Annotated in this window: 17 protein-coding genes, 4 tRNA genes, 3 rRNA genes and 1 riboswitch; of the genes, 16 read left to right on the top strand and 8 right to left on the bottom strand. The window is 56.0% G+C overall.

The annotated features are described in order from the left end of the window. Positions 1–46 precede the first annotated feature (46 nt). The 3 genes from gldA to OHJ17_RS24810 all read right to left on the bottom strand — a co-directional run bounded on the left by gldA (position 47) and on the right by OHJ17_RS24810 (position 3,059). Positions 47–1,150 (bottom strand): bifunctional L-1,2-propanediol dehydrogenase/glycerol dehydrogenase, encoded by a 1,104-nt coding sequence (gene gldA, locus OHJ17_RS24820; RefSeq protein ID WP_004146274.1) that lies wholly within the window; start codon positions 1,148–1,150, stop codon positions 47–49. A gap of 54 nt (positions 1,151–1,204) precedes the next feature. Continuing rightward, positions 1,205–1,867: a fructose-6-phosphate aldolase gene (fsa, locus tag OHJ17_RS24815; RefSeq protein ID WP_004177977.1), complete on the bottom strand. Its 663-nt coding sequence runs from the start codon at positions 1,865–1,867 to the stop codon at positions 1,205–1,207. A 205-nt stretch (positions 1,868–2,072) separates the two neighbouring features. After that, positions 2,073–3,059 carry an AraC family transcriptional regulator gene (locus tag OHJ17_RS24810; protein WP_072196953.1) on the bottom strand — a complete coding sequence of 329 codons (987 nt, stop codon included), beginning with the start codon at positions 3,057–3,059 and terminating at the stop codon, positions 2,073–2,075. A gap of 24 nt (positions 3,060–3,083) precedes the next feature. On the opposite strand from OHJ17_RS24810, the gene zinT reads away from it, so the two are divergent. Beyond that, a complete protein-coding gene (zinT, locus tag OHJ17_RS24805; RefSeq protein WP_032433735.1) occupies positions 3,084–3,734 on the top strand; it encodes a metal-binding protein ZinT in 651 nt (216 codons plus the stop codon). Between the two features lie 43 nt (positions 3,735–3,777). On the opposite strand, the gene ppc is transcribed toward zinT, so the two are convergent. Together ppc and argE are read right to left on the bottom strand one after the other, a co-directional pair. Then, on the bottom strand, positions 3,778–6,429 hold the full coding sequence (gene ppc, locus OHJ17_RS24800) for a phosphoenolpyruvate carboxylase (RefSeq protein WP_004181636.1): 2,652 nt from the start codon (positions 6,427–6,429) through the stop codon (positions 3,778–3,780). A gap of 258 nt (positions 6,430–6,687) precedes the next feature. Continuing rightward, positions 6,688–7,839 carry an acetylornithine deacetylase gene (gene argE, locus OHJ17_RS24795; RefSeq protein WP_004177969.1) on the bottom strand — a complete coding sequence of 384 codons (1,152 nt, stop codon included), beginning with the start codon at positions 7,837–7,839 and terminating at the stop codon, positions 6,688–6,690. A gap of 113 nt (positions 7,840–7,952) precedes the next feature. On the opposite strand from argE, the gene argC reads away from it, so the two are divergent. From argC to oxyR, 4 genes are all read left to right on the top strand, one after another. Next, positions 7,953–8,957 (top strand): N-acetyl-gamma-glutamyl-phosphate reductase, encoded by a 1,005-nt coding sequence (gene argC / locus OHJ17_RS24790; RefSeq protein WP_004181637.1) that lies wholly within the window; start codon positions 7,953–7,955, stop codon positions 8,955–8,957. Positions 8,958–8,963: 6 nt separating this feature from the next. Beyond that, the gene (argB, locus tag OHJ17_RS24785) at positions 8,964–9,740 is read left to right on the top strand and encodes an acetylglutamate kinase (protein WP_004187843.1); all 777 of its coding nucleotides are present in this window, start codon (positions 8,964–8,966) and stop codon (positions 9,738–9,740) included. A 99-nt stretch (positions 9,741–9,839) separates the two neighbouring features. Further along, positions 9,840–11,213: an argininosuccinate lyase gene (argH, locus tag OHJ17_RS24780; RefSeq protein WP_004187840.1), complete on the top strand. Its 1,374-nt coding sequence runs from the start codon at positions 9,840–9,842 to the stop codon at positions 11,211–11,213. A 258-nt stretch (positions 11,214–11,471) separates the two neighbouring features. Further along, entirely contained in the window at positions 11,472–12,389 is a 918-nt protein-coding gene (oxyR, locus tag OHJ17_RS24775; protein ID WP_002883015.1) for a DNA-binding transcriptional regulator OxyR, read from the top strand. Here the strand turns inward: oxyR and sthA are convergent. Then, positions 12,372–13,772, bottom strand: coding sequence for a Si-specific NAD(P)(+) transhydrogenase (gene sthA, locus OHJ17_RS24770; protein ID WP_002883016.1), 1,401 nt, complete (start codon positions 13,770–13,772; stop codon positions 12,372–12,374). The genes oxyR and sthA overlap by 18 nt on opposite strands. A 196-nt stretch (positions 13,773–13,968) precedes the next feature. On the opposite strand from sthA, the gene fabR reads away from it, so the two are divergent. Next, the gene (gene fabR / locus OHJ17_RS24765; protein WP_004151856.1) at positions 13,969–14,604 is read left to right on the top strand and encodes an HTH-type transcriptional repressor FabR; all 636 of its coding nucleotides are present in this window, start codon (positions 13,969–13,971) and stop codon (positions 14,602–14,604) included. A 15-nt stretch (positions 14,605–14,619) separates the two neighbouring features. Then, a complete protein-coding gene (locus OHJ17_RS24760) occupies positions 14,620–14,979 on the top strand; it encodes a YijD family membrane protein (RefSeq protein WP_002883021.1) in 360 nt (119 codons plus the stop codon). A 51-nt stretch (positions 14,980–15,030) separates the two neighbouring features. Here OHJ17_RS24760 and trmA read toward each other — a convergent pair whose 3' ends face one another. Continuing rightward, positions 15,031–16,131, bottom strand: a complete 1,101-nt coding sequence (gene trmA / locus OHJ17_RS24755) for a tRNA (uridine(54)-C5)-methyltransferase TrmA (RefSeq protein WP_002883023.1) — start codon at positions 16,129–16,131, stop codon at positions 15,031–15,033. A gap of 114 nt (positions 16,132–16,245) precedes the next feature. Beyond that, a riboswitch (cobalamin riboswitch) is annotated at positions 16,246–16,433 on the top strand. Positions 16,434–16,497: 64 nt separating this feature from the next. Between trmA and btuB the strand changes: the two genes are divergently transcribed. The 9 genes from btuB (at position 16,498) to OHJ17_RS24710 (ending at position 24,892) form a co-directional block, all read left to right on the top strand. After that, positions 16,498–18,354 carry a TonB-dependent vitamin B12 receptor BtuB gene (btuB, locus tag OHJ17_RS24750; protein ID WP_004187835.1) on the top strand — a complete coding sequence of 619 codons (1,857 nt, stop codon included), beginning with the start codon at positions 16,498–16,500 and terminating at the stop codon, positions 18,352–18,354. Further along, positions 18,299–19,150, top strand: coding sequence for a glutamate racemase (murI, locus tag OHJ17_RS24745; protein WP_002883026.1), 852 nt, complete (start codon positions 18,299–18,301; stop codon positions 19,148–19,150). Before btuB ends, murI begins: the two co-directional genes overlap by 56 nt. 396 nt (positions 19,151–19,546) lie before the next feature. After that, positions 19,547–21,086, top strand: a 16S ribosomal RNA gene (locus tag OHJ17_RS24740). A gap of 71 nt (positions 21,087–21,157) precedes the next feature. After that, positions 21,158–21,234, top strand: a tRNA-Ile gene (locus OHJ17_RS24735). Positions 21,235–21,270: 36 nt separating this feature from the next. Then, a tRNA-Ala gene (locus OHJ17_RS24730) sits at positions 21,271–21,346 on the top strand. A gap of 169 nt (positions 21,347–21,515) precedes the next feature. Next, positions 21,516–24,417, top strand: a 23S ribosomal RNA gene (locus OHJ17_RS24725). Between the two features lie 96 nt (positions 24,418–24,513). Next, a 5S ribosomal RNA gene (gene rrf, locus OHJ17_RS24720) occupies positions 24,514–24,629 on the top strand. The 16S, 23S and 5S rRNA genes sit together here with 4 tRNA genes alongside, the layout of an rRNA operon. 57 nt (positions 24,630–24,686) lie before the next feature. Beyond that, positions 24,687–24,763 (top strand) — tRNA-Asp (locus OHJ17_RS24715). 53 nt (positions 24,764–24,816) lie between these two features. Then, positions 24,817–24,892: transfer RNA gene (locus OHJ17_RS24710), tRNA-Trp, on the top strand. Positions 24,893–25,001: 109 nt separating this feature from the next. On the opposite strand, the gene hdfR is transcribed toward OHJ17_RS24710, so the two are convergent. Beyond that, the gene (hdfR, locus tag OHJ17_RS24705) at positions 25,002–25,823 is read right to left on the bottom strand and encodes an HTH-type transcriptional regulator HdfR (RefSeq protein WP_004181639.1); all 822 of its coding nucleotides are present in this window, start codon (positions 25,821–25,823) and stop codon (positions 25,002–25,004) included. Between the last annotated feature and the right edge of the window lie 38 nt (positions 25,824–25,861).

The following is a 25,861-nucleotide window of genomic DNA, read 5'->3' as shown; positions in this document are numbered from 1 at the left end:
AGATGCATAAAAAACACCCGGCTGTCGCCGGGTGTTTTGCTCTGGTTTATTCCCATTCCTGCAGGAAGCGCTGACCATACTGGTCGGCCACCAGCAGCGCGGCGTAGACCTGGTCGGAATCAACGCCGCCCGGCATATTGTGAATGGTTTCGCCTTCAGCGCAGGCGGCTTCCGCCACCAGACGCATTTTGGTCGGGATATCACCTTTGATATCCAGCTGCGCCAGGGTGATCGGCAGCCCAACGCTGTGGCACAGCGCGGCGACGGTCTCTATTTCGTCCACCGGCGCATTTTCCAGCACCAGCTGCGTCAGGGTTCCGAACGCCACTTTTTCCCCGTGATAATAGTGATGGGCGTCAGGGATGGCCGTCATGCCGTTATGAATCGCGTGCGCCGCCGCGAGACCACCGCTTTCGAAACCCACGCCGCTCAGATAGGTGTTGGCTTCCACCACCCGCTCCAGCGCCGGGGTGACCACGTGCTGTTCGGCGGCCAGCATCGCTTTTTCACCCTCTTCGAGTAAGGTGTTGTAGCATAGCTCGGCCAGCGCCAGCGCCGCCTGGGTGCACTTCCCGCCCGCCATGGTGGTGGCGCCGCTACGGGAGCAGGCGCGGGCTTCGAACCAGGTAGCCAGCGCATCGCCAATCCCGGCGGCCAGCAGGCGGGCCGGCGCGCCGGCAACGATCTGCGTATCGACAATGACCATGTTGGGGTTGCGCGGCAGCATCAGGTAGCTGTCGAATTCCCCTTCGTCGGTGTATATCACCGACAGCGCGCTGCACGGCGCATCGGTGGAGGCGATGGTGGGGGCGATCGCCACCGGCACATTCATAAAGTGGGCCAGCGCTTTCGCGGTATCCAGGGTTTTGCCACCGCCGATCCCCAGCACGGCGGTGCACTTCGCGTTGCCGGCGATATCGCGTAGGCGGTTGATTTCATTATGCGAACACTCACCGCCAAACGGCGCGATTTCAGCCGCCAGGCCAGCGTCGGCCAGGCTTTTACGCAGCATCTCTTCCGCAAACCCCAGGACGAACTTATCACCGACCACCAGCCAGCGCTCGGCCAGCGGTTTCAGATAGTCGCCGAGGCGCTTGATGGCGCCTGCGCCCTGGATATATTTGCCTGGTGATTGAATAATGCGATCCATTTCGATTCCTCCTCGATGACCGTGACGCCGCCCGCAGGCGGCTCGCGGATCCGGTTACAGATTCAGCGTGCCAAAGGCGTTATTCCAGTCCTGTTCAAACTTCTCTATGGCTGACTCTACCGCAGGGGTGCCGAGCATTTGTTGCGCTACATCTAGTGGAAGGGTGATTGCTTCGCAGCCAGCCAGCAGACAATCCAGCGCCTGGCGTGGCGTTTTGAAGCTTGCCGCCAGAACTTTGCTCTCGGGCGCATGCATTTCCAGCAGGGATTGCAGCTCCTGCACCATGCGGATGCCGTCCCCGCCCTGGGCGTCGACGCGGTTAACGTAAGGCGCGACGTACTTTGCGCCGGCCAGCGCGGCCAGCAGGCCTTGCGAAGCGCTGTAGACGGCGGTGCCAAGGGTCGGGATGCCTTCTTTCTTCAGCAGTTTGATAGCGGCGAGCCCTTCGGCGGTGACCGGGATTTTGACCACAATGCCCGGCACGGCATTGCTCAGACGTTTGGCCTCTTCCACCATGCCCTGCGCGTCGCGGCTCATGGTCTGCGCGAAGAGGGTGCCCTCCGGACCGACGGCTTTTTGCAGGCGCGGCAGCACATCCCAGACCGGGACTTTACCGGCGGCGATAATGCTCGGGTTGGTGGTTACCCCGGCCAGCGGGTAGATGCGGGCCAGGCGTTCCACTTCGGCGACGTTGGCGGTATCCAGATAGAGTTCCATTGTGTTTTCCTCAATGCTTAATTCGGTGCTGTCGTTGAGGTAAGCATACGGCTTTCGTTCGAAGGATAGCCAGATGACAAATTTGCCAAAAACTGGATAAATGTACGCATCGTGATTAAGGATGATTTAGATCACATTTATCGGCGCTAGCTGGGATGGGAGGTAACTATAGCGCGCACAAAAGTCAGGTTTAACACACAAAAATCTAGTTTTTTACCGGGGATGCTTTTTCCGTCAGCTGGCTATGGTACTGGCGGCGGTATTCAGACGGCGAGCGTTCCGTAGTTTTGCGGAACAGGCGGCAGAAGTAGTTGCTGTCGGCGAAGCCGCAGGCGTGGGCGATGTCTTTCACTTTCATATCGTGGCCCTTCAGCAGCATACGGGCCTGTTCGAGACGAATATGGTTTAGATATTCATTGAAGCCCATTGGCCCACATTTCTGGAACAGATGGGAAAGATAGTTGGGAGAGAGGTAGAACGCCTGGGCCACCGATTCCCGGCTCAGCGGTTCCGCATAATGGATGTCCATATATTGGCGGATCGCTTCGAACAACGCCTGGCTGCGCGAGGAGGTTTGCGCCTGGCTGCCGAGAAGATCATGGCAGTGGCTGAGCAGGCTGACGACGATGCTGCGGGCGGTTTGCTGCTCCTGCGGTTGCATCCGGAGTTCATTGAGCGCCTGCAGCAGAAATGATCCGACGCGCGGCCCGCGGCGCAGCGCCTGCCGCTTGTCGACAACAGTTATCGCCTTGCCATTCCAGTGCTGCAGCGAGCACTCCAGCTGCTGCTTAGCGAACAGGATGCTTAACAGCAGGCAGGGCGCTTGCCACTGCGGGCAGTTCCAGCTATCGCCAGGGATATAGAGCACGTCATGGGCCTCAAGGAGCGGGGCGTTATCGCCGAGCGCCTGGTCGGGCAACTGCCCATCAAGGAGAATATTCAGACGGGGAAAATCAACCTGCACCACCGGCTCAGCAGGCGAGCGCGTCTCGCCGGCGAAATAAACCCGGCCGAGGCTGGTCTGCTTTTTTAGCAATGCATCAATAAGTTGATTGATATCGTTGTCCATCATTCTTCCGTTCAGCGCATCACCCTTTTCATCATACCGGACATTATTCCAGCGGTAAAAGCGCTTGCCTGTCGCTCTTGTCTCCCAGATAAGATATGTTATATCGTAACAATATGTCGCCATTGATAGCAAACTCAGGAGAGAGTAATGACCAGAAAGATCCCCCTGCTGGCCTTAGGATTCGGCATGGCTTTAGCCAGCGCCCAGGCGTTCGCCCACGGCAACCATAGCCATGGCCCGGCGTTAACCGAAGTAGAGCGTCAGGCCAGCGAAGGCATTTTTGCGGATAAAGATGTGCAGGACCGCGCGCTGAGCGACTGGGAGGGCGTCTGGCAGTCGGTGAACCCGTATCTGCTCAACGGCGATCTCGATCCGGTGCTGGAGCAGAAGGCGAAAAAGCCTGGCGGCAAGAGCGTGGAGGAGTATCGCGCCTATTATAAGAAGGGCTACGCCACCGATGTGGAGCAGATTGGCATTGAAGATGACGTGATTGAGTTCCACGTTGGCCAGACCGTCAATAGCTGTAAATACCGCTATTCAGGCTATAAAATTCTGCATTACGCCTCCGGTAAGAAGGGCGTGCGTTATCTGTTCGAGTGCCAGCAGGGCGATGCCAACGCGCCGAAATTTGTGCAATTCAGCGACCATATCATTGGCCCGCGTAAATCACAGCATTTCCATATTTTCATGGGCAATAAATCACAGGAGGCGTTGCTGAAAGAGATGGATAACTGGCCGACCTATTATCCGTATGCGCTGCATAAAGAACAGATCGTTGATGAGATGCTGCACCACTAGAACGGGCGGAAAACCCCCGGCCGGGCGGCCGGGGGGAGATAGATTAACCGGTGTTACGCATACCGGCGGCGACGCCGGCGATGGTGACCATCAGCGCTTGTTCAACGCGCGGATCCGGGTCCTTGCCCTCTTCTTCAGCCTGGCGTGAACGGTGCAGCAGTTCCGCCTGCAGGACGTTCAGCGGGTCGGTATAGATATTACGCAGCTGGATAGACTCGGCGATCCACGGCAGGTCGGCCATCAGATGGGAGTCGTTGGCGATGGCCAGCACGACGTTGATATCGGCAGCCAGCAGCTTGCGCAGCTCGGAACCCAGCGCCCACAGCTCCGGCTTCACCAGGCGCTGATCGTAGTACTCCGCCAGCCACAGGTCGGCCTTCGAGTAAACCATCTCCAGCATGCCGAGGCGGGTAGAGAAGAACGGCCAGTCGCGACACATGGCTTCCAGTTCACTCTGTTTTCCACCTTCGACCACCTTCTGCAGCGCAGCGCCAGCGCCCAGCCAGGCCGGCAGCATCAGGCGGTTCTGGGTCCAGGCGAAGATCCACGGAATGGCGCGCAGCGACTCGACGCCGCCGGTTGGACGACGTTTTGCCGGACGCGAACCCAGCGGCAGTTTGCCCAGCTCCTGCTCCGGGGTCGCAGAGCGGAAGTAAGGGACGAAATCTTTGTTTTCACGCACGTAGCCGCGATACATCTTGCACGACACGTCGGACAGCTCGGCCATGATGTCGCGCCATTCTGCTTTCGGCTCCGGCGGCGGCAGCAGGTTGGCTTCCAGAATGGCGCTGGTATACAGCGACAGGCTGCTGATGGTGACTTCCGGCAGGCCGTACTTAAAGCGGATCATCTCGCCCTGCTCGGTAACGCGCAGGCCGCCTTTCAGGCTTCCCGGCGGCTGCGAGAGCAGCGCGGCGTGGGCCGGCGCGCCGCCGCGGCCGATAGAGCCGCCGCGACCGTGGAACAGCGTCAGTTCAATACCGGCTTTTTCGCAGGTTTTGATCAGCGCGTCCTGCGCCTGGTACTGCGCCCAGGAGGCGGCCATCACGCCGGCATCTTTAGCGGAGTCAGAGTAGCCGATCATGACCATCTGCTTGCCCTGGATAAAGCCGCGGTACCAGTCGATATTCAGCAGCTGGGTCATGACGTCGTTGGCGTTGTTGAGGTCATCCAGCGTTTCGAACAGCGGGGCCACCGGCAGAGCAAAGCCAATCCCGGCTTCTTTCAGCAGGAGATGAACCGCCAGCACATCGGACGGCGTTTTCGCCATCGAGATCACGTAGGCAGCGATCGATCCGCGCGGCGCCTCGGCGATCACCTTGCAGGTGTCGAGAACTTCACGCGTCTCTTCGCTTGGCTCCCACTGGCGCGGCAGCAGCGGACGTTTGGAATTCAGTTCGCGGATCAGGAAAGCCTGTTTGTCGGCTTCCGACCAGCTTTCGTAGTCGCCGATCCCGAGGTAACGGGTCATTTCACCCAGCGCTTCGGTATGGCGGGTGCTTTCCTGACGAATATCAATACGCACCAGCGGTACGCCGAAAGACTTCACGCGGCGCAGGGTGTCGAGCAGCTCGCCGTTGGCGATAATGCCCATGCCGCAGGCCTGCAGCGATTTATAGCAGGCGTACAGCGGTTCCCACAGCTGCTCGTTCTGAGTGATCAGTCCCGCCGGTTTCGGCAGCTTCTGACCTTTCAGACGCGCTTCCAGCCAGGCCTGGGTCTCCATCAGTTGAGAGCGCAGTTTTTTCATCAGATAACGGTAAGGTTCCTGAGCGCCCTCGGCGCCAGCCAGGGCGCGCAGCTCGTCGGTACACTCCACCATCGACAGCTCGGAGATCAGCACCTGCACGTCTTTGAGGAACAGGTCGGTCGCTTTCCAGCGGCTGAGCAGCAGCACGTGGCGGGTGATGTCGGCAGTCACGTTCGGGTTGCCGTCGCGGTCGCCGCCCATCCACGAGGTGAAACGCACCGGGACGAAGTCCACCGGCAGCTGATAGCCAAGGTTGGCTTCCAGCTGTTCGTTCAGCTCGCGCAGATAGTTAGGCACCCCTTCCCACAGGCTGTTTTCCACCACCGCGAAGCCCCATTTGGCTTCATCGACCGGGGAAGGGCGGTGCTTACGAATTTCATCGGTATGCCACGACTGGGCGATCAGCTGGCGCAGACGGCGCATCAGCTGATGGTGCTCATAGTCAGCGATATCTTTGTTGTCCAACTGCTTAAGGCAGTTGTTCACTTCCACCATTTTATGGATCAGCGTCCGGCGGGTGATCTCGGTCGGGTGGGCGGTTAACACCAGCTCCAGAGACAGCGATTCCACCGCTTGTTTGATGGTCTCTTCATTGAGATTGGGTTGGTCTTTGAGCTTTCTCAGGGTACGCGCAATGACTTCCGGATTGCTGGCCGCTTCGCCATTGGCCGAAATGCTGTGGTACTGCTCAGCGGTGTTGGCCAGATTCAGAAACTGGCTGAAGGCACGGGCCACCGGCAGCAGTTCGTCGTTTGACAAATTCTGCAGCGTGGTCAGCAGCTCCTGGCGGTTAGCTTCGTTGCCGGCGCGTGAAGATTTGGACAACTTACGGATAGTTTCGACACGATCAAGAATATTTTCTCCCAATGCATCCTTGATGGTATCGCCCAGCACCTTGCCGAGCATACTGACATTACTACGCAATGCGGAATATTGTTCGTTCATGTTACCCCAGACACCCCATCTCATTTTATTTTGTTATATCCGCTGCGCTGGAACGTGAGCAACGGATAAGCAACCCGTCTTTTATAAAGCCACGTAAATACCCCCACGTCAATTACTGCGAAATCGCTTCAGCAAACGAGTAAATCGCCGTAATTTGCGAAATTTAATTCAGGGAGCGCTGGATAAGCATCGCTTATGGAAATGTGACGATCGTCACCGTTCCGCCCCGGGAGAACGGGGCGGAAAAAGAGGGCGATTTTAGTGCCAGCAGAAGTGATGAACCACCTGGCTAATCAGCTCCCGGGTCGGCTTGATAAAGCGCGTCTCCAGATACTCGTCAGGCTGATGGGCCTGATTGATGGAGCCCGGGCCGAGAACCAGCGTCGGACACAGCGTCTGGATAAACGGCGCTTCGGTGCAGTAATTCACCACGTCGGTCTGCGCGCCAAGCAGTTTCTCGACCACCTGCACCAGCTTATGGTCCGGCGGGCACTCGTAGCCGGGGATCGGCGGATGCAGCTCAGAGACCGTCAGGCGGCCCGGCCAGCGTTCGCTGACCGGGGCCAGCGCCTCGCCCAACAGACCATTAAGATCGTTTAGGGTCATCCCCGGCAGCGGGCGGATATCCATATGCAGTTCACAGCAGGCGCAGATACGGTTTGAGGCATCGCCGCCATGGATAGCGCCCAGGTTGAGGGTTGGGTAAGGGACCGTAAACGCCTCGAAGTGATAGCGCTCTTTAAGCAGATCGCGCAACTGCATAATCCGGCCGATGGCGTCGTGCATCAGCTCAATCGCGTTGACCCCGCGCGCCGGATCGCTGGAGTGGCCGGACTGGCCCTGAATACGGATCGCGTTGGACATATGGCCTTTATGGGCGCGGATCGGCTGCAGGGAGGTGGGCTCGCCGATGATGGCGCAGTCCGGGCGCAGCCGGGTGGTTTCGGCAAAGTAGCGCGCGCCGGCCATGCTGGTCTCTTCGTCGGCAGTGGCCAGAATATACAGCGGCTTTTTCAGCGTGGTGACGTCGACATCGCGCAGGGCGTCGAGAATAAAGGCGAAGAAGCCTTTCATATCGGCCGTGCCGAGGCCGTAGAGCTTGTTATCGTGTTCGGTGAGGGTGAACGGGTCGCGCGTCCAGCGGCCATCATCGAACGGCACGGTATCGGTATGCCCGGCGAGCAGCAGGCCGCCGGCGCCGTGTCCGGTGCTGGCCAGCAGGTTGAATTTATGGCGCGTATCCGGCACCGGCTGTATCTCAACATTGAAGCCGAGATCGCGGAACCAGCCTGCCAGCAAATTGATTAAAGACTCATTGCTTTGATCGAGAGCCTCTTCGGTCGCGCTGATGGACGGTGTGGCGATCAACGCGCGGTAAATCTCGATAAAGGGCGGTAAATTGTTTTTCATTGTTGACACACCTTGGGTCGTGATAGTATCAATATTCATGCATTTATTGTGAATAAAAATACAATATCGTTGAGCGTAAGAAAACCCATCGAATGTAAGGAGATGCGCTTCCAATGTTAAATACGCTGATTGTGGGTGCCAGTGGTTATGCCGGCGCAGAGCTGGTGACCTATATCAATCGTCATCCGCATATGAACATAACCGCTTTGACGGTCTCCGCGCAAAGCAATGATGCGGGAAAATTAATTTCCGACCTGCATCCGCAGCTCAAAGGCATTGTCGATATGCCGCTGCAGCCGATGTCCGATATCAGCGAATTCAGCGCTGGCGTGGACGTGGTGTTTCTCGCCACCGCGCACGAAGTGAGTCACGATCTGGCGCCGCAGTTTCTTGCCGCTGGCTGCGTGGTGTTCGATCTCTCCGGTGCCTTCCGCGTTAACGATGGGGCGTTCTACGAAAAATATTACGGTTTCACTCATCAGCATCCCGACCTGCTCAAACAGGCGGTGTATGGTCTGGCGGAGTGGAGCGCGGATGCGCTTAAAGACGCGCAGTTAATCGCAGTGCCAGGCTGCTATCCGACGGCGGCGCAGCTGTCGCTGAAGCCGCTGATTGAGGCCAATCTGCTGGATCTCAACCAGTGGCCGGTAATCAACGCTACCAGCGGAGTGAGCGGCGCGGGTCGTAAGGCCGCGATCGGCAACAGCTTCTGTGAAGTTAGCCTGCAGCCGTACGGCATATTTAACCATCGCCATCAGCCGGAGATTGCCAGCCACCTCGGGGCAAAGGTAATTTTTACCCCGCACCTGGGTAATTTTAAGCGCGGCATCCTGGAAACTATCACCTGCCGCCTGAAGCCGGGCGTCGGCCATGCGCAGATCGCGGCGGTTTACCAGCAGGCTTACGCCGATAAACCACTGGTACGTTTATATGATAAAGGCGTGCCCGCTTTGAAAAGCGTCGAAGGCCTGCCATTCTGTGATATCGGTTTTGCCGTGCAGGACGATCATCTCATCGTCGTCGCGGCAGAGGATAACCTGCTGAAAGGCGCCGCAGCGCAGGCGGTGCAGTGCGCGAATATTCGTTTCGGCTTCGCTGAGACGCAGTCTCTTATTTAAGGTGTGATGATGAACCCATTAATTATCAAACTTGGCGGCGTATTACTCGATAGCGAAGAAGCGCTGGAGCGCCTGTTTACCGCGCTGGTTAACTACCGTGAAGCGCACCAGCGTCCGCTGATTATCGTCCACGGCGGCGGCTGCGTGGTGGATGAGCTGATGAAGCAGCTCAACCTGCCGGTGCAGAAGAAAAATGGCCTGCGCGTTACGCCGGCTGAGCAAATCGACATCATCACCGGCGCGCTGGCGGGTACCGCCAACAAGACGCTGCTGGCGTGGGCGAAAAAACATGGTATTTCCTCGGTAGGCCTGTTCCTCGGCGATGGCGATAGCGTGAAGGTCACGCAACTGGATGCTGAGCTGGGCCATGTCGGGCTGGCGCAGCCGGGCTCCCCGGCACTGATCAACACCCTGTTGGCCGGCGGTTACCTGCCGGTGGTGAGCTCTATCGGGGTGACCGATGAAGGCCAGCTGATGAACGTCAACGCTGACCAGGCGGCGACAGCGCTGGCGGCCACCCTGGGGGCGGATCTGATCCTGTTGTCTGACGTTAGCGGTATCCTCGACGGTAAAGGGCAGCGCATTGCCGAGATGACCGCCGAGAAAGCGGAACAGCTGATCGAGCAGGGGATTATCACCGACGGCATGATTGTTAAAGTGAATGCGGCCCTTGACGCCGCACGTGCTCTGGGTCGTCCGGTGGATATCGCCTCCTGGCGTCACGCCGAGCAGCTGCCGGCGTTATTTAACGGCACGCCGATCGGCACACGTATTCTGGCTTAAGATTTCATGCCCGGCGGCGCGTCGTCTGCCGGGCTTACAAGACCGTAGGCCGGGCGGCACAATGCCGCCGGCGGAACTAACGAATAAAGGAAGCATGTTATGGCACTTTGGGGCGGGCGTTTTACACAGGCAGCAGATCAACGGTTCAAACAGTTCAACGACTCGTTGCGCTTCGACTATCGTCTGGCGGAGCAGGATATCGTTGGCTCTGTCGCCTGGTCGAAAGCGCTGGTAACGGTCGGCGTTCTGAGTGCCGCTGAACAGCAGCAGCTGGAAGAAGCGCTGAACGTGCTGCTGGAAGAGGTGCGCGCCAATCCGCAGCAAATCCTCGCCAGCGATGCCGAAGATATTCACAGCTGGGTGGAAGGCAAGCTGATCGATAAAGTGGGCCAGCTGGGCAAGAAACTGCACACCGGGCGCAGCCGTAACGACCAGGTCGCCACCGATCTTAAACTGTGGTGCAAAGATACCGTTGTCGAACTGCTCTCAGCGAACCGCCAGCTGCAGAGCGCGCTGGTGGAGACCGCCCAGCAGAATCAGGACGCGGTAATGCCGGGGTACACCCACCTGCAGCGCGCCCAGCCGGTGACGTTCGCGCACTGGTGTCTGGCCTACGTTGAAATGCTGGCGCGTGACGAAAGCCGTCTGCAGGACGCGCTGAAGCGCCTCGACGTCAGCCCGCTGGGCTGCGGCGCGCTGGCGGGGACGGCGTATGAGATCGACCGCGAGCAGCTGGCCGGCTGGCTGGGCTTTGCCTCCGCCACCCGCAACAGCCTCGACAGCGTGTCCGATCGCGATCATGTGCTGGAGCTGCTTTCCGATGCGGCTATCGGTATGGTGCATCTGTCGCGCTTTGCGGAAGATCTGATTTTCTTTAACTCCGGCGAGGCGAACTTCGTCGAGCTTTCCGACCGCGTGACCTCCGGCTCCTCGCTGATGCCGCAGAAGAAAAACCCGGACGCCCTGGAGCTTATCCGTGGCAAATGCGGCCGCGTGCAGGGTGCCCTGACCGGCATGATGATGACGCTGAAAGGACTGCCGCTGGCCTACAACAAAGACATGCAGGAAGATAAAGAGGGGCTTTTCGACGCCCTGGATACCTGGCTCGACTGCCTGCATATGGCGGCCCTGGTGCTGGACGGCATTCAGGTAAAACGCCCGCGCTGTGCGGAAGCGGCGCAGCAGGGCTATGCCAACGCCACTGAGCTGGCGGATTATCTGGTGGCGAAAGGCGTACCGTTCCGCGAGGCGCACCATATTGTCGGTGAAGCGGTAGTGGAAGCCATTGCGCAAGGGAAACCGCTGGAAGCGCTGACCCTGGCCGATCTGCAGAAATTCAGCCCGGTGATTTCGGACGATGTGTATCCGATCCTGTCGCTGCAGTCTTGCCTCGAGAAACGCGCAGCGAAAGGCGGCGTCTCGCCGCAGCAGGTAGCCCAGGCTATCAACGAGGCGAAGGCTCGTTTAAGCTAATCCTTAGATATCTGCCCTCCCTGACCCGGCCAAGCCCAGCGACGCCGGGTTTTTTATGCAAAAAAAAGCGGACGCAAGGTCCGCAAAAGTTCACGTTGGCTTTAGTTGTTCGGGTAGAGAAACAGTGTGACGGGTCAGTGATTTTCACAGGTAGACCGTCTTTATGAGCGTATTATTGAACAGAAAACTTGATAGGGATAATCGTTCGTTGCTATGCTATCTATCGCCATGGACTATCGTGGCGATGGAGGATGAATAATGAATATTCGCGATCTTGAATACCTGGTAGCGCTCGCCGAACACCGCCACTTCCGGCGGGCGGCTGACTCATGCCATGTGAGCCAACCGACGCTCAGCGGACAGATCCGCAAGCTGGAGGATGAGCTTGGCGTCATGCTGCTGGAGCGCACCAGCCGTAAGGTTCTGTTTACCCAGGCGGGGCTGTTGCTGGTGGATCAGGCGCGTACCGTGTTACGCGAAGTAAAAGTGCTCAAGGAAATGGCAAGCCAACAAGGGGAAACCATGTCCGGGCCGCTGCATATCGGCCTGATCCCGACAATTGGCCCGTACCTGCTGCCGCACATCATTCCGATGCTGCATCAGACCTTCCCGAAGCTGGAAATGTATCTGCACGAAGCGCAGACCCATCAGCTGCTGGCTCAGCTCGACAGCGGTAAGCTCGACTGCGCCATCCTGGCGCTGGTCAAAGAGAGCGAGGCCTTTATCGAGGTGCCGCTGTTCGATGAGCCGATGATGCTGGCTATCTATGAAGATCATCCGTGGGCGAACCGCGATCGGGTGCCGATGTCGGATCTGGCCGGTGAAAAGCTGCTGATGCTAGAGGATGGCCACTGTCTGCGCGATCAGGCGATGGGCTTCTGCTTTGAAGCGGGGGCGGATGAGGATACCCACTTCCGCGCGACCAGCCTGGAAACGCTGCGCAATATGGTGGCGGCAGGCAGCGGCATTACCCTGCTGCCGGCGCTGGCGGTGCCGCAGGAGAGAAAACGCGATGGCGTAGTCTACCTGCCGTGCATTAAGCCAGAGCCAAGACGCACCATCGGTCTGGTTTATCGTCCGGGCTCCCCGCTGCGCAGCCGCTATGAACATCTGGCGGAGGCCATCCGCGGCACGATGGATGGCCATTTCGACAAGGCGTTAAAACAGGCGGTTTAAGCCGTTCAGCGCGGCAACCCGGTACGCTTCCGCCATGGTCGGGTAGTTAAAGGTGGTGTTGACGAAGTACTCAATGGTGTTGCCACCGCCTTTCTGCTCCATGATCGCCTGGCCGATATGAATAATTTCGGCCGCGCGCTCGCCAAAGCAGTGAATGCCAAGGATCTCCTTGGTTTCACGATGGAACAGGATCTTCAGCGTACCAACGCTCATACCGACGATTTGCGCCCGCGCCAGGTGTTTAAACTGGGCGCGGCCCACCTCATACGGCACTTTCATCGCCGTCAGCTGCTGCTCGGTTTTCCCGACGGAGCTGATTTCCGGAATGGTATAGATCCCGGTCGGGATATCTTCAATCAGATGCGCTGAGGCTTCGCCTTTCACCAGCGCCTGGGCGGCAATGCGTCCTTGATCGTAAGCGGCAGAAGCCAGGCTTGGATAGCCGATGACATCGCCAACCGCATAGATGTGCGGGAGGGCGGTCTGATACATGCTGTTGACCTTCAGCTGACCGCGGCTGTCGGTCTGCAGACCGATATTTTCCAGCGCCAGGGTGTCGGTGTTGCCGGTGCGGCCGTTAGCGTACAGCAGGCAATCGGCCTTCAGCTTTTTGCCGGACTTCAGGTGCATGATCACCCCGTCATCCACCCCTTCAATTTTCTCATACTCCTCGTTGTGGCGAATAACCACGCCGCTGTTCCAGAAGTGATAAGAGAGCGAGTCTGACATCTCCTGATCGAGGAAGGCCAGCAGACGATCGCGGGTGTTGATCAGATCGACCTTCACCTCCATGCCGCGGAAGATCGACGCATATTCACAACCGATCACCCCGGCGCCGTAAATGATCACATGGCGCGGCTCATGCTGCAGGCTGAGAATCGAATCGCTGTCATAGATGCGCGGGTGGTGGAAATCGACATCCGCCGGATGGTAGGGACGCGATCCGCAGGCGATAACGAATTTCTCCGCGGTCACAGTCTCGACCGTGCCGTCATGGCACTCCAGCGCCAGAGTATGCTCATCCACGAAGTGGGCATTGCCCTGCAGAATTTCACAGTGGTTGCGCTCATAGAATCCCTGGCGCATATGAGTCTGCTGGTTGATGACGCTGTCGGCATGGTTAAGGATGTCGGCGAAAGAAGAGCGAAGAAGGCGGGAGTGGTCGCTGTAGAGGGGGTTTTGGTTAAACTCGATAATACGGCTGACGGCATGGCGGAGGGCTTTCGACGGGATGGTGCCCCAGTGGGTGCAACCGCCGCCGACATTATGGTAGCGCTCGATGACGGCAACGCGTGCTCCCTGTTTCACCAGTCCCATGGCGGCGCCTTCCCCGCCAGGACCGGAACCAATCACTATTGCATCATAATCCCAAGAGTGTGACATGGCATTACTCACCTGTTTTATACATAAAATAAACACGATGATAACATTCGCTGCGCTTTAACCCAATTATCGTTGTGCTTTTTTGCAGCATAAAAGCAGAAACGGCTCGTAAACAATCATTCACAATCCAGGGCAAACCGATTAGTTTTAATCTCTGGTATAGTGCCAGCAGGGCTATTGGAAGGATTCATACATCGTGATGGGCGTAAGAGCACAACAAAAAGAAAAAACCCGCCGTTCGCTGGTGGAAGCGGCATTCAGTCAACTTAGCGCTGAGCGGAGTTTCGCCAGCCTGAGCTTGCGTGAAGTGGCCCGGGAAGCAGGGATCGCGCCGACGTCCTTTTATCGTCATTTTCGCGACGTCGATGAGCTGGGCCTGACGATGGTCGATGAGAGCGGACTGATGCTGCGCCAGCTGATGCGCCAGGCGCGCCAGCGGATAGCCAAAGGCGGCAGCGTGATCCGCACCTCGGTCTCCACCTTTATGGAATTTATCGGTAACAACCCGAACGCCTTCCGCCTGCTGCTGCGCGAGCGCTCGGGAACTTCTGCGGCGTTTCGCGCCGCCGTCGCACGCGAGATCCAGCACTTTATTGCGGAACTCGCCGACTATTTAGAACTCGAAAACCATATGCCGCGCGCCTTTACCGAAGCGCAGGCTGAAGCTATGGTCACCATCGTTTTTAGCGCTGGCGCGGAAGCGCTGGATGTCGGCCCTGAGCAGCGCCGGCAGCTGGAGGAACGGTTGGTACTGCAGCTTCGAATGATCTCGAAAGGCGCGTATTACTGGTATCGCCGTGAACAAGAAAAAATGTCACATCATTCCGAATAACGTGAAGGACGAGCAATGAAACACTCAGTTCAAGATAAAGGTACGCTGCTGCTGGCGCTGATTGCCGGGTTATCCATTAATGGCGCCTTTGCGGCGCTGTTCAGTTCGATAGTTCCGTTTTCCGTCTTCCCCATTTTATCCCTGCTGCTGACGGTCTACTGTCTGCATCAGCGCTATCAGAATCGCAGTATGCCCGTTGGGCTACCGGGCCTGGCCGCCGCCTTTTTTATTCTCGGGGTGCTGTTGTACAGCACCGTCGTGCGTGCGGAGTACCCGGATATCGGTTCTAACTTCTTCCCGGCCGTTCTGTCCGTCGCGATGGTCTTCTGGATCGGCTACAAGATGCGTAACCGCAAAGATACCGCAGCCGAGTAAGCCGCCAGTGGTAAAAAAACCGGCAATATGACGTTGCCGGTTTTTTTGGGCCTATTTGCGGGTCAGCAGGACGCCGCACTCCATGTGATGGGTATACGGGAACTGGTCGAACAGCGCCAGCCGGGTAACGTTGTGCGTCTGGCTTAGCGTTTCCAGATTGCGACACAGCGTTTCCGGGTTGCACGAAATGTACAAAATACGCGGATAGGCCTGCACCATTTTTTCCGTCTCGCTGTCCAGCCCGCTGCGCGGTGGATCGACGAAGATGGTTTCGCACTGATAGCTATGCAGATCGATACCCTGCAGCCGGTTGAACTGCCGCACCCCGTTCATCGCCTGAGTAAACTCTTCCGCCGCCATGCGGATAATCTGCACGTTGTCGATATGGTTAGCGGCGATGTTGTACTGCGCCGCCGCCACCGACGGTTTGGCGATTTCGGTGGCCAATACGCGATCGAAATTACGTGCCAGCGCCAGCGAGAAGTTACCGTTGCCGCAGTACAATTCCAGCAGGTCGCCAGTCGCCCCTTTGGTGACATCCAGTGCCCACTCCAGCATCTGAATGTTCATGGCCGCGTTCGGTTGGGTAAAGCTGTTTTCCACCTGACGGTAGATCATCTCCCGCCCGCCAACCGGCAGGCGTTCATCTATATAGTCTTGATCGAGCTCGATTTTGGTTTTGGTCGCCCGCCCAATCAGATGCACATTGAGCCCCTGGGCTCGCAGGGCGTCACGCAGCGCCTCCGCTTGCTCACGCCAGGCATCGTCCAGCTTTTTATGATACAGCAGCGAAACGACCGCCTGGTTGCTGAGGGTGGTCAGATAGTCAATCTGGAACAGCTTCTGGCGTAGCACGGGATTGTTGCGTACGCCCTCCAGCATGGCGGTCATCAGCTGATTGATCAGCGCGCTGGCGGCCGGGAAGCTGTCAACGCGAATCCGCGACCGGGTCTGCTGATCGAAAATAATATGGTACAGATCGTCGCCATCGTGCCACAGACGGAACTCGGCGCGCATACGGTAGTGGCTGACCGGCGAACGAAACACTTCCGGAACCGGCGCGGCAAAAGGCGCCATCATGGTTTGCAAACGGACGACTTTTTCTGCCAGCTGCGCTTCGTATTGTTCGGTAGGAAGGTGTTCGGGGGTCATGATGTATCCTGAATAAAATAAGTACGCGGGGATTGTAGGGAAAGCGCCGGGGATGTCCAGCCTCGAATGCCGCGGGAAATATAATTAGCAGTCTGGACATCTATATGGTTCTGATTGTAGCATTCGCCTACCGGTCCTGTGAGTTAAAAGGGAACCCAGTGGAAATCTGGGGCTGACGCGCAGCGGTAAGGAAGGTGAGAAATGAGCGCACTCGGTGCAGACACTGCGGCTAGCCGTGGGAAGTCATTATTTCTTGAAACAGCCTCCAAGCCCGAAGACCTGCCGGAATACGTCGCACTGGGTTTTATCGTCGCGAGCAACTGATAAAACCTGCGGCATCCTTTTTCTGTTTCGGATGCTTTTACAATGATTAAAAAAGCTTCGCTGATGGCGGCCTTATCCGTCACGGCATTTTCCGGCTGGGCGCAGGATAGCAATTCAGATACGTTGGTGGTGACAGCAAACCGTTTTCAACAGCCGGTCAATACCGTGCTGGCGCCGACCGACATTGTGACGCGCGATGACATCGACCGCTGGCAGTCCAAAGATTTAAACGATGTCATGCGTCGTCTTCCCGGCGTTGATATTGCCCGCAACGGCGGCATGGGGCAGAGCGCTTCGTTGTATGTTCGGGGGACGGAGGCTCGTCACGTGCTGGTGCTGATCGACGGTGTGCCGATGGCGCGTCCGGGGATCTCCAACGGCGTAGATATCAGTCAGATCCCTATCTCACTGGTCCAGCGGGTGGAATACATCCGCGGCCCGCGCTCCGCGGTGTACGGCTCCGGAGCGATCGGCGGGGTGGTGAACATCATCACCATGACCGATTCAGACCGTTCACAGGTTAACGTCGGAATGGGGAGTAACGGTTATCAGACTTATGACGGCGCCATTAATAAACGTTTTGGCGATACCGTAGTGACTGCAGCTGGTGCTTATCAGACCACAAAAGGTTTTAACGTCCAGCCGAATTCGCCGTACAGCGGCGACAGCGATCGTGATGGCTATCGTAACAAGCTTTTCCTGGGCGGTGTGCAACATAAGTTTGACGATAACTTCTCTGGTTTCTTCCGGGGCTATGGTTACACAGCCAATACTGACTACGATCAGGGCTCGTATGGCTATGTTGGCGGCAATGATGAAAGACAGAATTACACGCAGTCCTGGGATACGGGTCTGCGTTACAGCTCCGGTATCTATTCCTCCCAGCTGATTGCTAACTATCAGCGCATCAAAGATTACAACTACAGCAGCGACGCTGGCCGCTATGCCGCGGGCACCACCCTGGATGATATGGAACAGCGCTATATCCAGTGGGGTAATAACATTGAGGTTGGGCACGGGGCGATTAGTGGCGGCGTCGACTGGAAGCAAGAAAAGCTCACCTCCAGTAGCACAACATTGTCTGATGCCTACAAACGCGATACCACCGGTCTTTACCTGACCGGGCAGCAGCAGATTGACAGTGTGACCCTGGAAGCATCCGGACGTGAGGATCATGACGAGCAGTTCGGATGGCACGGTACTTGGCAGACTGCGGCAGGCTGGGAGTTTATTGATGGCTACCGGGCTACGCTCTCTTACGGTACCGGATTCCTGGCGCCGTCACTGGGTCAGCAATATGGCGCGACGCGTTTTGCTTCGTTTTATGGGCCTGGCATTGCTTCCAACCCAAACCTGAAGCCGGAAGAATCTAAACAGTGGGAAGCCGGAATTGACGGGCTAACGGGGCCGCTGGATTGGCGAATCTCAGCATATCATTATGAGATTCAAAACCTGATCGACTATAAAAACAATCAATATATCAACGTGAAGTCAGCCACGATTAAAGGTCTGGAGTGGACGGGGAACGTGACGACTGGCCCGGTGGAGCATCATCTGACGTTGCAGTATGTCGATCCGCGTGATGATGATACTGGCAAGGTACTCTATCGCCGCGCGAAGCAACAAGTGAAGTATGAACTGACCGGACAGATCTACGATCTTGACTGGAACGTGATGTATCAGTACCTCGGCAAGCGTTACGATGATGACTACGACAATGGGCGCGATGTCAAAATGGGCGGTCTGAGCCTCTGGGATGTCGGTTTATCGTATCCCGTCACCTCACACCTGACAGTTCGTGGTAAAATAGCCAACCTGTTCGATAAAGATTACGAGACAGTTTATGGCTACCAATCTGCAGGACGGGAATACACCTTGTCTGGCAGCTACACCTTCTGATCCACGTCCCACCGTGCTGGTGTTTGATTCCGGCGTCGGTGGGTTGTCGGTTTATAATGAGATTCGGCAGCTGCTGCCGAATCTGCATTACATCTATGCTTTCGATAACGTTGCCTTCCCCTATGGCGAGAAGAGCGAGGAGTTTATCGTTGAGCGCGTTGTGGAAATCGTCACCGCTGTCCAGCAGCGTTATCCCTTGGCGCTGGCGGTGATCGCCTGCAATACCGCCAGTACCGTCTCCCTGCCTGCCCTGCGTGAAAAGTTCGCTTTCCCCGTCGTTGGCGTGGTGCCGGCGATCAAGCCCGCCGCCCGTTTAACGGCGAACGGCATTGTTGGCCTGCTGGCGACGCGCGGTACCGTAAAGCGTCCTTATACCCGTGAGCTGATCGACCGCTTTGCCAATGAATGTCGGATTGAAATGCTGGGGTCGGCGGAGCTGGTGGAGCTGGCGGAAGCGAAGCTGCACGGCGAGCCTGTGCCGTTAGAAGAGCTGCGCCGTATCCTGCGCCCATGGCTGCGGATGCAGGAGCCGCCGGATACGGTGGTGCTGGGCTGCACCCACTTTCCTCTTTTACAGGAGGAGCTGCAGCGCGTTCTGCCGGAAGGCACACGGCTGATCGATTCCGGCGCGGCGATTGCCCGTCGCACCGCCTGGCTGTTAGAGCATGAAGCGCCGGATGCGAAGTCCAGCGACGAGAATAAAGCATTCTGCATGGCGCTGACGGCAGAAACAGAACAGCTTTTACCCGTTCTGCGTCGCTATGGCTTCTCGACGCTGGAAAAATTACCGCTCTAAGGGCGTTTTGCACAAAAAAGAGACGGTTGAATAATTTTTTGAAAACAGGGCTTGTCAACGTCTCAGAACTCCCTATAATGCGCCTCCACTGACACGGAACAACGGCAAGCAAGCCGCCGGGTCAGCAGGGTTTTAGCGGTGAAGTTCAGCGCTAAAAACTGACAGAGAAAAGCAAAATAAGGGCTTGACTCTGAATGAGGAAAACGTATTATACGGGACCTCGCAACGGTGAGCTGAAAGCCGCGTTGCAACTGCTCTTTAACAATTTATCAGACAATCTGTGTGGGCACTCAAAGTGACATGGATTCTTAACGTCCTCGGACGAAAAATGAATACCAAGTCTCAAGAGTGAACACGTAATTCATTACGAAGTTTAATTCTTTGAGCATCAAACTTAAATTGAAGAGTTTGATCATGGCTCAGATTGAACGCTGGCGGCAGGCCTAACACATGCAAGTCGAGCGGTAGCACAGAGAGCTTGCTCTCGGGTGACGAGCGGCGGACGGGTGAGTAATGTCTGGGAAACTGCCTGATGGAGGGGGATAACTACTGGAAACGGTAGCTAATACCGCATAATGTCGCAAGACCAAAGTGGGGGACCTTCGGGCCTCATGCCATCAGATGTGCCCAGATGGGATTAGCTAGTAGGTGGGGTAACGGCTCACCTAGGCGACGATCCCTAGCTGGTCTGAGAGGATGACCAGCCACACTGGAACTGAGACACGGTCCAGACTCCTACGGGAGGCAGCAGTGGGGAATATTGCACAATGGGCGCAAGCCTGATGCAGCCATGCCGCGTGTGTGAAGAAGGCCTTCGGGTTGTAAAGCACTTTCAGCGGGGAGGAAGGCGTTAAGGTTAATAACCTTGGCGATTGACGTTACCCGCAGAAGAAGCACCGGCTAACTCCGTGCCAGCAGCCGCGGTAATACGGAGGGTGCAAGCGTTAATCGGAATTACTGGGCGTAAAGCGCACGCAGGCGGTCTGTCAAGTCGGATGTGAAATCCCCGGGCTCAACCTGGGAACTGCATTCGAAACTGGCAGGCTAGAGTCTTGTAGAGGGGGGTAGAATTCCAGGTGTAGCGGTGAAATGCGTAGAGATCTGGAGGAATACCGGTGGCGAAGGCGGCCCCCTGGACAAAGACTGACGCTCAGGTGCGAAAGCGTGGGGAGCAAACAGGATTAGATACCCTGGTAGTCCACGCCGTAAACGATGTCGATTTGGAGGTTGTGCCCTTGAGGCGTGGCTTCCGGAGCTAACGCGTTAAATCGACCGCCTGGGGAGTACGGCCGCAAGGTTAAAACTCAAATGAATTGACGGGGGCCCGCACAAGCGGTGGAGCATGTGGTTTAATTCGATGCAACGCGAAGAACCTTACCTGGTCTTGACATCCACAGAACTTTCCAGAGATGGATTGGTGCCTTCGGGAACTGTGAGACAGGTGCTGCATGGCTGTCGTCAGCTCGTGTTGTGAAATGTTGGGTTAAGTCCCGCAACGAGCGCAACCCTTATCCTTTGTTGCCAGCGGTTCGGCCGGGAACTCAAAGGAGACTGCCAGTGATAAACTGGAGGAAGGTGGGGATGACGTCAAGTCATCATGGCCCTTACGACCAGGGCTACACACGTGCTACAATGGCATATACAAAGAGAAGCGACCTCGCGAGAGCAAGCGGACCTCATAAAGTATGTCGTAGTCCGGATTGGAGTCTGCAACTCGACTCCATGAAGTCGGAATCGCTAGTAATCGTAGATCAGAATGCTACGGTGAATACGTTCCCGGGCCTTGTACACACCGCCCGTCACACCATGGGAGTGGGTTGCAAAAGAAGTAGGTAGCTTAACCTTCGGGAGGGCGCTTACCACTTTGTGATTCATGACTGGGGTGAAGTCGTAACAAGGTAACCGTAGGGGAACCTGCGGTTGGATCACCTCCTTACCTTAAAGAACCTGCCTTTGCAGTGCTCACACAGATTGTCTGATGAAAATAGAGCAGTAAGTAATCTCTGCAGGCTTGTAGCTCAGGTGGTTAGAGCGCACCCCTGATAAGGGTGAGGTCGGTGGTTCAAGTCCACTCAGGCCTACCAAATTTGCGAAGCAAATTTGAAGAGGTTGCAAACGATGGGGCTATAGCTCAGCTGGGAGAGCGCCTGCTTTGCACGCAGGAGGTCTGCGGTTCGATCCCGCATAGCTCCACCATCTTTACTGCGAACACAAGAAAACTTCAGAGTGAACCTGAAAAGGTGCACTGCGAAGTTTTGCTCTTTAAAAATCTGGATCAAGCTGAAAATTGAAACGACACACAGTTAATGTGTGTTCGAGTCTCTCAAATTTTCGCAATCAGAAGTGAAACATCTTCGGGTTGTGAGGTTAAGCGACTAAGCGTACACGGTGGATGCCCTGGCAGTCAGAGGCGATGAAGGACGTGCTAATCTGCGAAAAGCGTCGGTAAGGTGATATGAACCGTTACAGCCGGCGATGTCCGAATGGGGAAACCCAGTGCAATTCGTTGCACTATCGTTAACTGAATACATAGGTTAACGAGGCGAACCGGGGGAACTGAAACATCTAAGTACCCCGAGGAAAAGAAATCAACCGAGATTCCCCCAGTAGCGGCGAGCGAACGGGGAGCAGCCCAGAGTCTGAATCAGCTTGTGTGTTAGTGGAACGGTCTGGAAAGTCCGACGGTACAGGGTGATAGTCCCGTACACCAAAATGCACAGGCTGTGAACTCGAAGAGTAGGGCGGGACACGTGGTATCCTGTCTGAATATGGGGGGACCATCCTCCAAGGCTAAATACTCCTGACTGACCGATAGTGAACCAGTACCGTGAGGGAAAGGCGAAAAGAACCCCGGCGAGGGGAGTGAAAAAGAACCTGAAACCGTGTACGTACAAGCAGTGGGAGCACCTTCGGGTGTGACTGCGTACCTTTTGTATAATGGGTCAGCGACTTATATTCTGTAGCAAGGTTAACCGTATAGGGGAGCCGCAGGGAAACCGAGTCTTAACTGGGCGTTAAGTTGCAGGGTATAGACCCGAAACCCGGTGATCTAGCCATGGGCAGGTTGAAGGTTGGGTAACACTAACTGGAGGACCGAACCGACTAATGTTGAAAAATTAGCGGATGACTTGTGGCTGGGGGTGAAAGGCCAATCAAACCGGGAGATAGCTGGTTCTCCCCGAAAGCTATTTAGGTAGCGCCTCGTGAATTCATCTTCGGGGGTAGAGCACTGTTTCGGCTAGGGGGTCATCCCGACTTACCAACCCGATGCAAACTACGAATACCGAAGAATGTTATCACGGGAGACACACGGCGGGTGCTAACGTCCGTCGTGAAGAGGGAAACAACCCAGACCGCCAGCTAAGGTCCCAAAGTCATGGTTAAGTGGGAAACGATGTGGGAAGGCACAGACAGCCAGGATGTTGGCTTAGAAGCAGCCATCATTTAAAGAAAGCGTAATAGCTCACTGGTCGAGTCGGCCTGCGCGGAAGATGTAACGGGGCTAAACCATGCACCGAAGCTGCGGCAGCGACACTATGTGTTGTTGGGTAGGGGAGCGTTCTGTAAGCCTGCGAAGGTGACCTGTGAGGGTTGCTGGAGGTATCAGAAGTGCGAATGCTGACATAAGTAACGATAAAGCGGGTGAAAAGCCCGCTCGCCGGAAGACCAAGGGTTCCTGTCCAACGTTAATCGGGGCAGGGTGAGTCGACCCCTAAGGCGAGGCCGAAAGGCGTAGTCGATGGGAAACAGGTTAATATTCCTGTACTTGGTGTTACTGCGAAGGGGGGACGGAGAAGGCTATGTTAGCCGGGCGACGGTTGTCCCGGTTTAAGCATGTAGGCTGGTTATCCAGGCAAATCCGGATAATCAAGGCTGAGGTGTGATGACGAGGCACTACGGTGCTGAAGTAACAAATGCCCTGCTTCCAGGAAAAGCCTCTAAGCATCAGGTAACATCAAATCGTACCCCAAACCGACACAGGTGGTCAGGTAGAGAATACCAAGGCGCTTGAGAGAACTCGGGTGAAGGAACTAGGCAAAATGGTGCCGTAACTTCGGGAGAAGGCACGCTGGTGTGTAGGTGAAGTCCCTGCGGATGGAGCTGAGACCAGTCGAAGATACCAGCTGGCTGCAACTGTTTATTAAAAACACAGCACTGTGCAAACACGAAAGTGGACGTATACGGTGTGACGCCTGCCCGGTGCCGGAAGGTTAATTGATGGGGTTATCCGTAAGGAGAAGCTCTTGATCGAAGCCCCGGTAAACGGCGGCCGTAACTATAACGGTCCTAAGGTAGCGAAATTCCTTGTCGGGTAAGTTCCGACCTGCACGAATGGCGTAATGATGGCCAGGCTGTCTCCACCCGAGACTCAGTGAAATTGAACTCGCTGTGAAGATGCAGTGTACCCGCGGCAAGACGGAAAGACCCCGTGAACCTTTACTATAGCTTGACACTGAACATTGAGCCTTGATGTGTAGGATAGGTGGGAGGCTTTGAAGCGTGGACGCCAGTCTGCGTGGAGCCAACCTTGAAATACCACCCTTTAATGTTTGATGTTCTAACGTTGGCCCCTTACCGGGGTTGCGGACAGTGTCTGGTGGGTAGTTTGACTGGGGCGGTCTCCTCCCAAAGCGTAACGGAGGAGCACGAAGGTTAGCTAATCCTGGTCGGACATCAGGAGGTTAGTGCAATGGCATAAGCTAGCTTGACTGCGAGCGTGACGGCGCGAGCAGGTGCGAAAGCAGGTCATAGTGATCCGGTGGTTCTGAATGGAAGGGCCATCGCTCAACGGATAAAAGGTACTCCGGGGATAACAGGCTGATACCGCCCAAGAGTTCATATCGACGGCGGTGTTTGGCACCTCGATGTCGGCTCATCACATCCTGGGGCTGAAGTAGGTCCCAAGGGTATGGCTGTTCGCCATTTAAAGTGGTACGCGAGCTGGGTTTAGAACGTCGTGAGACAGTTCGGTCCCTATCTGCCGTGGGCGCTGGAGAATTGAGGGGGGCTGCTCCTAGTACGAGAGGACCGGAGTGGACGCATCACTGGTGTTCGGGTTGTCATGCCAATGGCACTGCCCGGTAGCTAAATGCGGAAGAGATAAGTGCTGAAAGCATCTAAGCACGAAACTTGCCCCGAGATGAGTTCTCCCTGAGACTTTAAGTCTCCTGAAGGAACGTTAAAGACGATGACGTTGATAGGCCGGGTGTGTAAGCGCAGCGATGCGTTGAGCTAACCGGTACTAATGAACCGTGAGGCTTAACCTTACAACGCCGAAGATGTTTTGGCGGATTGAGAGAATTTTCAGCTCTGATACAGATTAATCGATACGTTGGTGAAACGTGTTGATAAAACAGAATTTGCCTGGCGGCACTAGCGCGGTGGTCCCACCTGACCCCATGCCGAACTCAGAAGTGAAACGCCGTAGCGCCGATGGTAGTGTGGGGTCTCCCCATGTGAGAGTAGGGAACTGCCAGGCATCAAATTGCAGTAAGCCGGGGTGACAACCGGTGGTAATAAAGCGAAGAAATTCGGTGGAGCGGTAGTTCAGTCGGTTAGAATACCTGCCTGTCACGCAGGGGGTCGCGGGTTCGAGTCCCGTCCGTTCCGCCACTTATTTAACATTAAGCCTGCTCAAATAGCAGGCTTAGTGGTAAGAAAATTTTAGGGGCGTAGTTCAATTGGTAGAGCACCGGTCTCCAAAACCGGGTGTTGGGAGTTCGAGTCTCTCCGCCCCTGCCATTTATAAGAATCCTTTGCTCAGGCAAAGGATTTTTTTTTATCTCTAATCTCCATTGGCAATATCCCCGACGAAAATACCTTGCTGATCTCCGTCCATGGAGAGTAGCGTTTATTCCAGAATAGGGTTTTTCAGGATCTCATGGATCTGCGCCTGCTTATCGCTATTTTGTAACCAGATCGCATAAAGTGGACGGGATAACGTAGCGCTGTCCATGACCGTATGTAACCCATGCTTCTCTTTCGCCCAGCGAACAGGTAGCCAACAGCAGCCGTTCAGGCGCGATAATTGCTGATAGATCAGTTCAGCTGAAGAGGTAGTGAGCAGCGGAACATCATCGCTTCCTATCAGTCCCACTTCGTTTTGCTGAAAATCAGGCCCCCATTCAAGGCGCAAGTAATTCAATTCATTTCTGTTTTTTGCAGGCGATGCGCAATACAGGGCAAGAGTAAAATTACCCAACAGCTGGCTGCTTAATTCATCCATCTTCGGCGATTCGGTGGTGATCAGCAGATCCAACTGGCGTTCGTGAAGCTGTTTAACCAACGACTGCCGCTGCGCGATACGGGCTTCAAACTGGAGATTGTAAGGTGCGCTGTAGAGGGTACCGAGCCAGCTGTTAAGCATACATTCCCACAGGGAGGCGCTGGCCCCAATGGAGAATTCATTATGTCGCGAAGAGTGTGCCACCTCCTTGCGCGCAGCCTGCCAGGTATTCATGAGCGTTTCGGCATAGGGGAGGAGCTTTTCGCCGGCGGTCGTCAGGCGGATGTTATTACGATGACGGGTGAACAGATTCACACCAAGTTGATTTTCCAGCTGACGAATACGAAAGCTGACTGCTGACTGTGTCAGGTAAAGCGCCTCTGCTGCTCGCCCAAAGTGACGAGTTCTACTCACTTCCAGGAAAGTCTTGAGCAATTCCGTATCCACACCGTTCTCCACAAAATTATTTGTCGTGATGATTTAAA

The organism is Klebsiella sp. KP20-425-1, assembly GCF_025813515.1.
Taxonomy (GTDB): domain Bacteria; phylum Pseudomonadota; class Gammaproteobacteria; order Enterobacterales; family Enterobacteriaceae; genus Klebsiella; species Klebsiella pneumoniae.
Note: the sequence above shows the minus strand (reverse complement) of the source record. Positions and strands in the feature narration are given on the sequence as shown.

What these genes read in the sequence shown, in the direction of transcription:
- argE (WP_004177969.1), bottom strand. Translation starts at nt 7,839, where the DNA reads ATGAAAAACAATTTACCGCCCTTTATCGAGATTTACCGCGCGTTGATC.
- fsa (WP_004177977.1), bottom strand. Translation starts at nt 1,867, where the DNA reads ATGGAACTCTATCTGGATACCGCCAACGTCGCCGAAGTGGAACGCCTG.
- trmA (WP_002883023.1), bottom strand. Translation starts at nt 16,131, where the DNA reads ATGACCCCCGAACACCTTCCTACCGAACAATACGAAGCGCAGCTGGCA.
- gldA (WP_004146274.1), bottom strand. Translation starts at nt 1,150, where the DNA reads ATGGATCGCATTATTCAATCACCAGGCAAATATATCCAGGGCGCAGGC.
- ppc (WP_004181636.1), bottom strand. Translation starts at nt 6,429, where the DNA reads ATGAACGAACAATATTCCGCATTGCGTAGTAATGTCAGTATGCTCGGC.
- OHJ17_RS24810 (WP_072196953.1), bottom strand. Translation starts at nt 3,059, where the DNA reads ATGGCGACATATTGTTACGATATAACATATCTTATCTGGGAGACAAGA.
- murI (WP_002883026.1), top strand. Translation starts at nt 18,299, where the DNA reads ATGGCTACCAATCTGCAGGACGGGAATACACCTTGTCTGGCAGCTACA.
- argH (WP_004187840.1), top strand. Translation starts at nt 9,840, where the DNA reads ATGGCACTTTGGGGCGGGCGTTTTACACAGGCAGCAGATCAACGGTTC.
- oxyR (WP_002883015.1), top strand. Translation starts at nt 11,472, where the DNA reads ATGAATATTCGCGATCTTGAATACCTGGTAGCGCTCGCCGAACACCGC.
- btuB (WP_004187835.1), top strand. Translation starts at nt 16,498, where the DNA reads ATGATTAAAAAAGCTTCGCTGATGGCGGCCTTATCCGTCACGGCATTT.
- OHJ17_RS24760 (WP_002883021.1), top strand. Translation starts at nt 14,620, where the DNA reads ATGAAACACTCAGTTCAAGATAAAGGTACGCTGCTGCTGGCGCTGATT.
- sthA (WP_002883016.1), bottom strand. Translation starts at nt 13,772, where the DNA reads ATGTCACACTCTTGGGATTATGATGCAATAGTGATTGGTTCCGGTCCT.
- argC (WP_004181637.1), top strand. Translation starts at nt 7,953, where the DNA reads ATGTTAAATACGCTGATTGTGGGTGCCAGTGGTTATGCCGGCGCAGAG.
- argB (WP_004187843.1), top strand. Translation starts at nt 8,964, where the DNA reads ATGATGAACCCATTAATTATCAAACTTGGCGGCGTATTACTCGATAGC.
- zinT (WP_032433735.1), top strand. Translation starts at nt 3,084, where the DNA reads ATGACCAGAAAGATCCCCCTGCTGGCCTTAGGATTCGGCATGGCTTTA.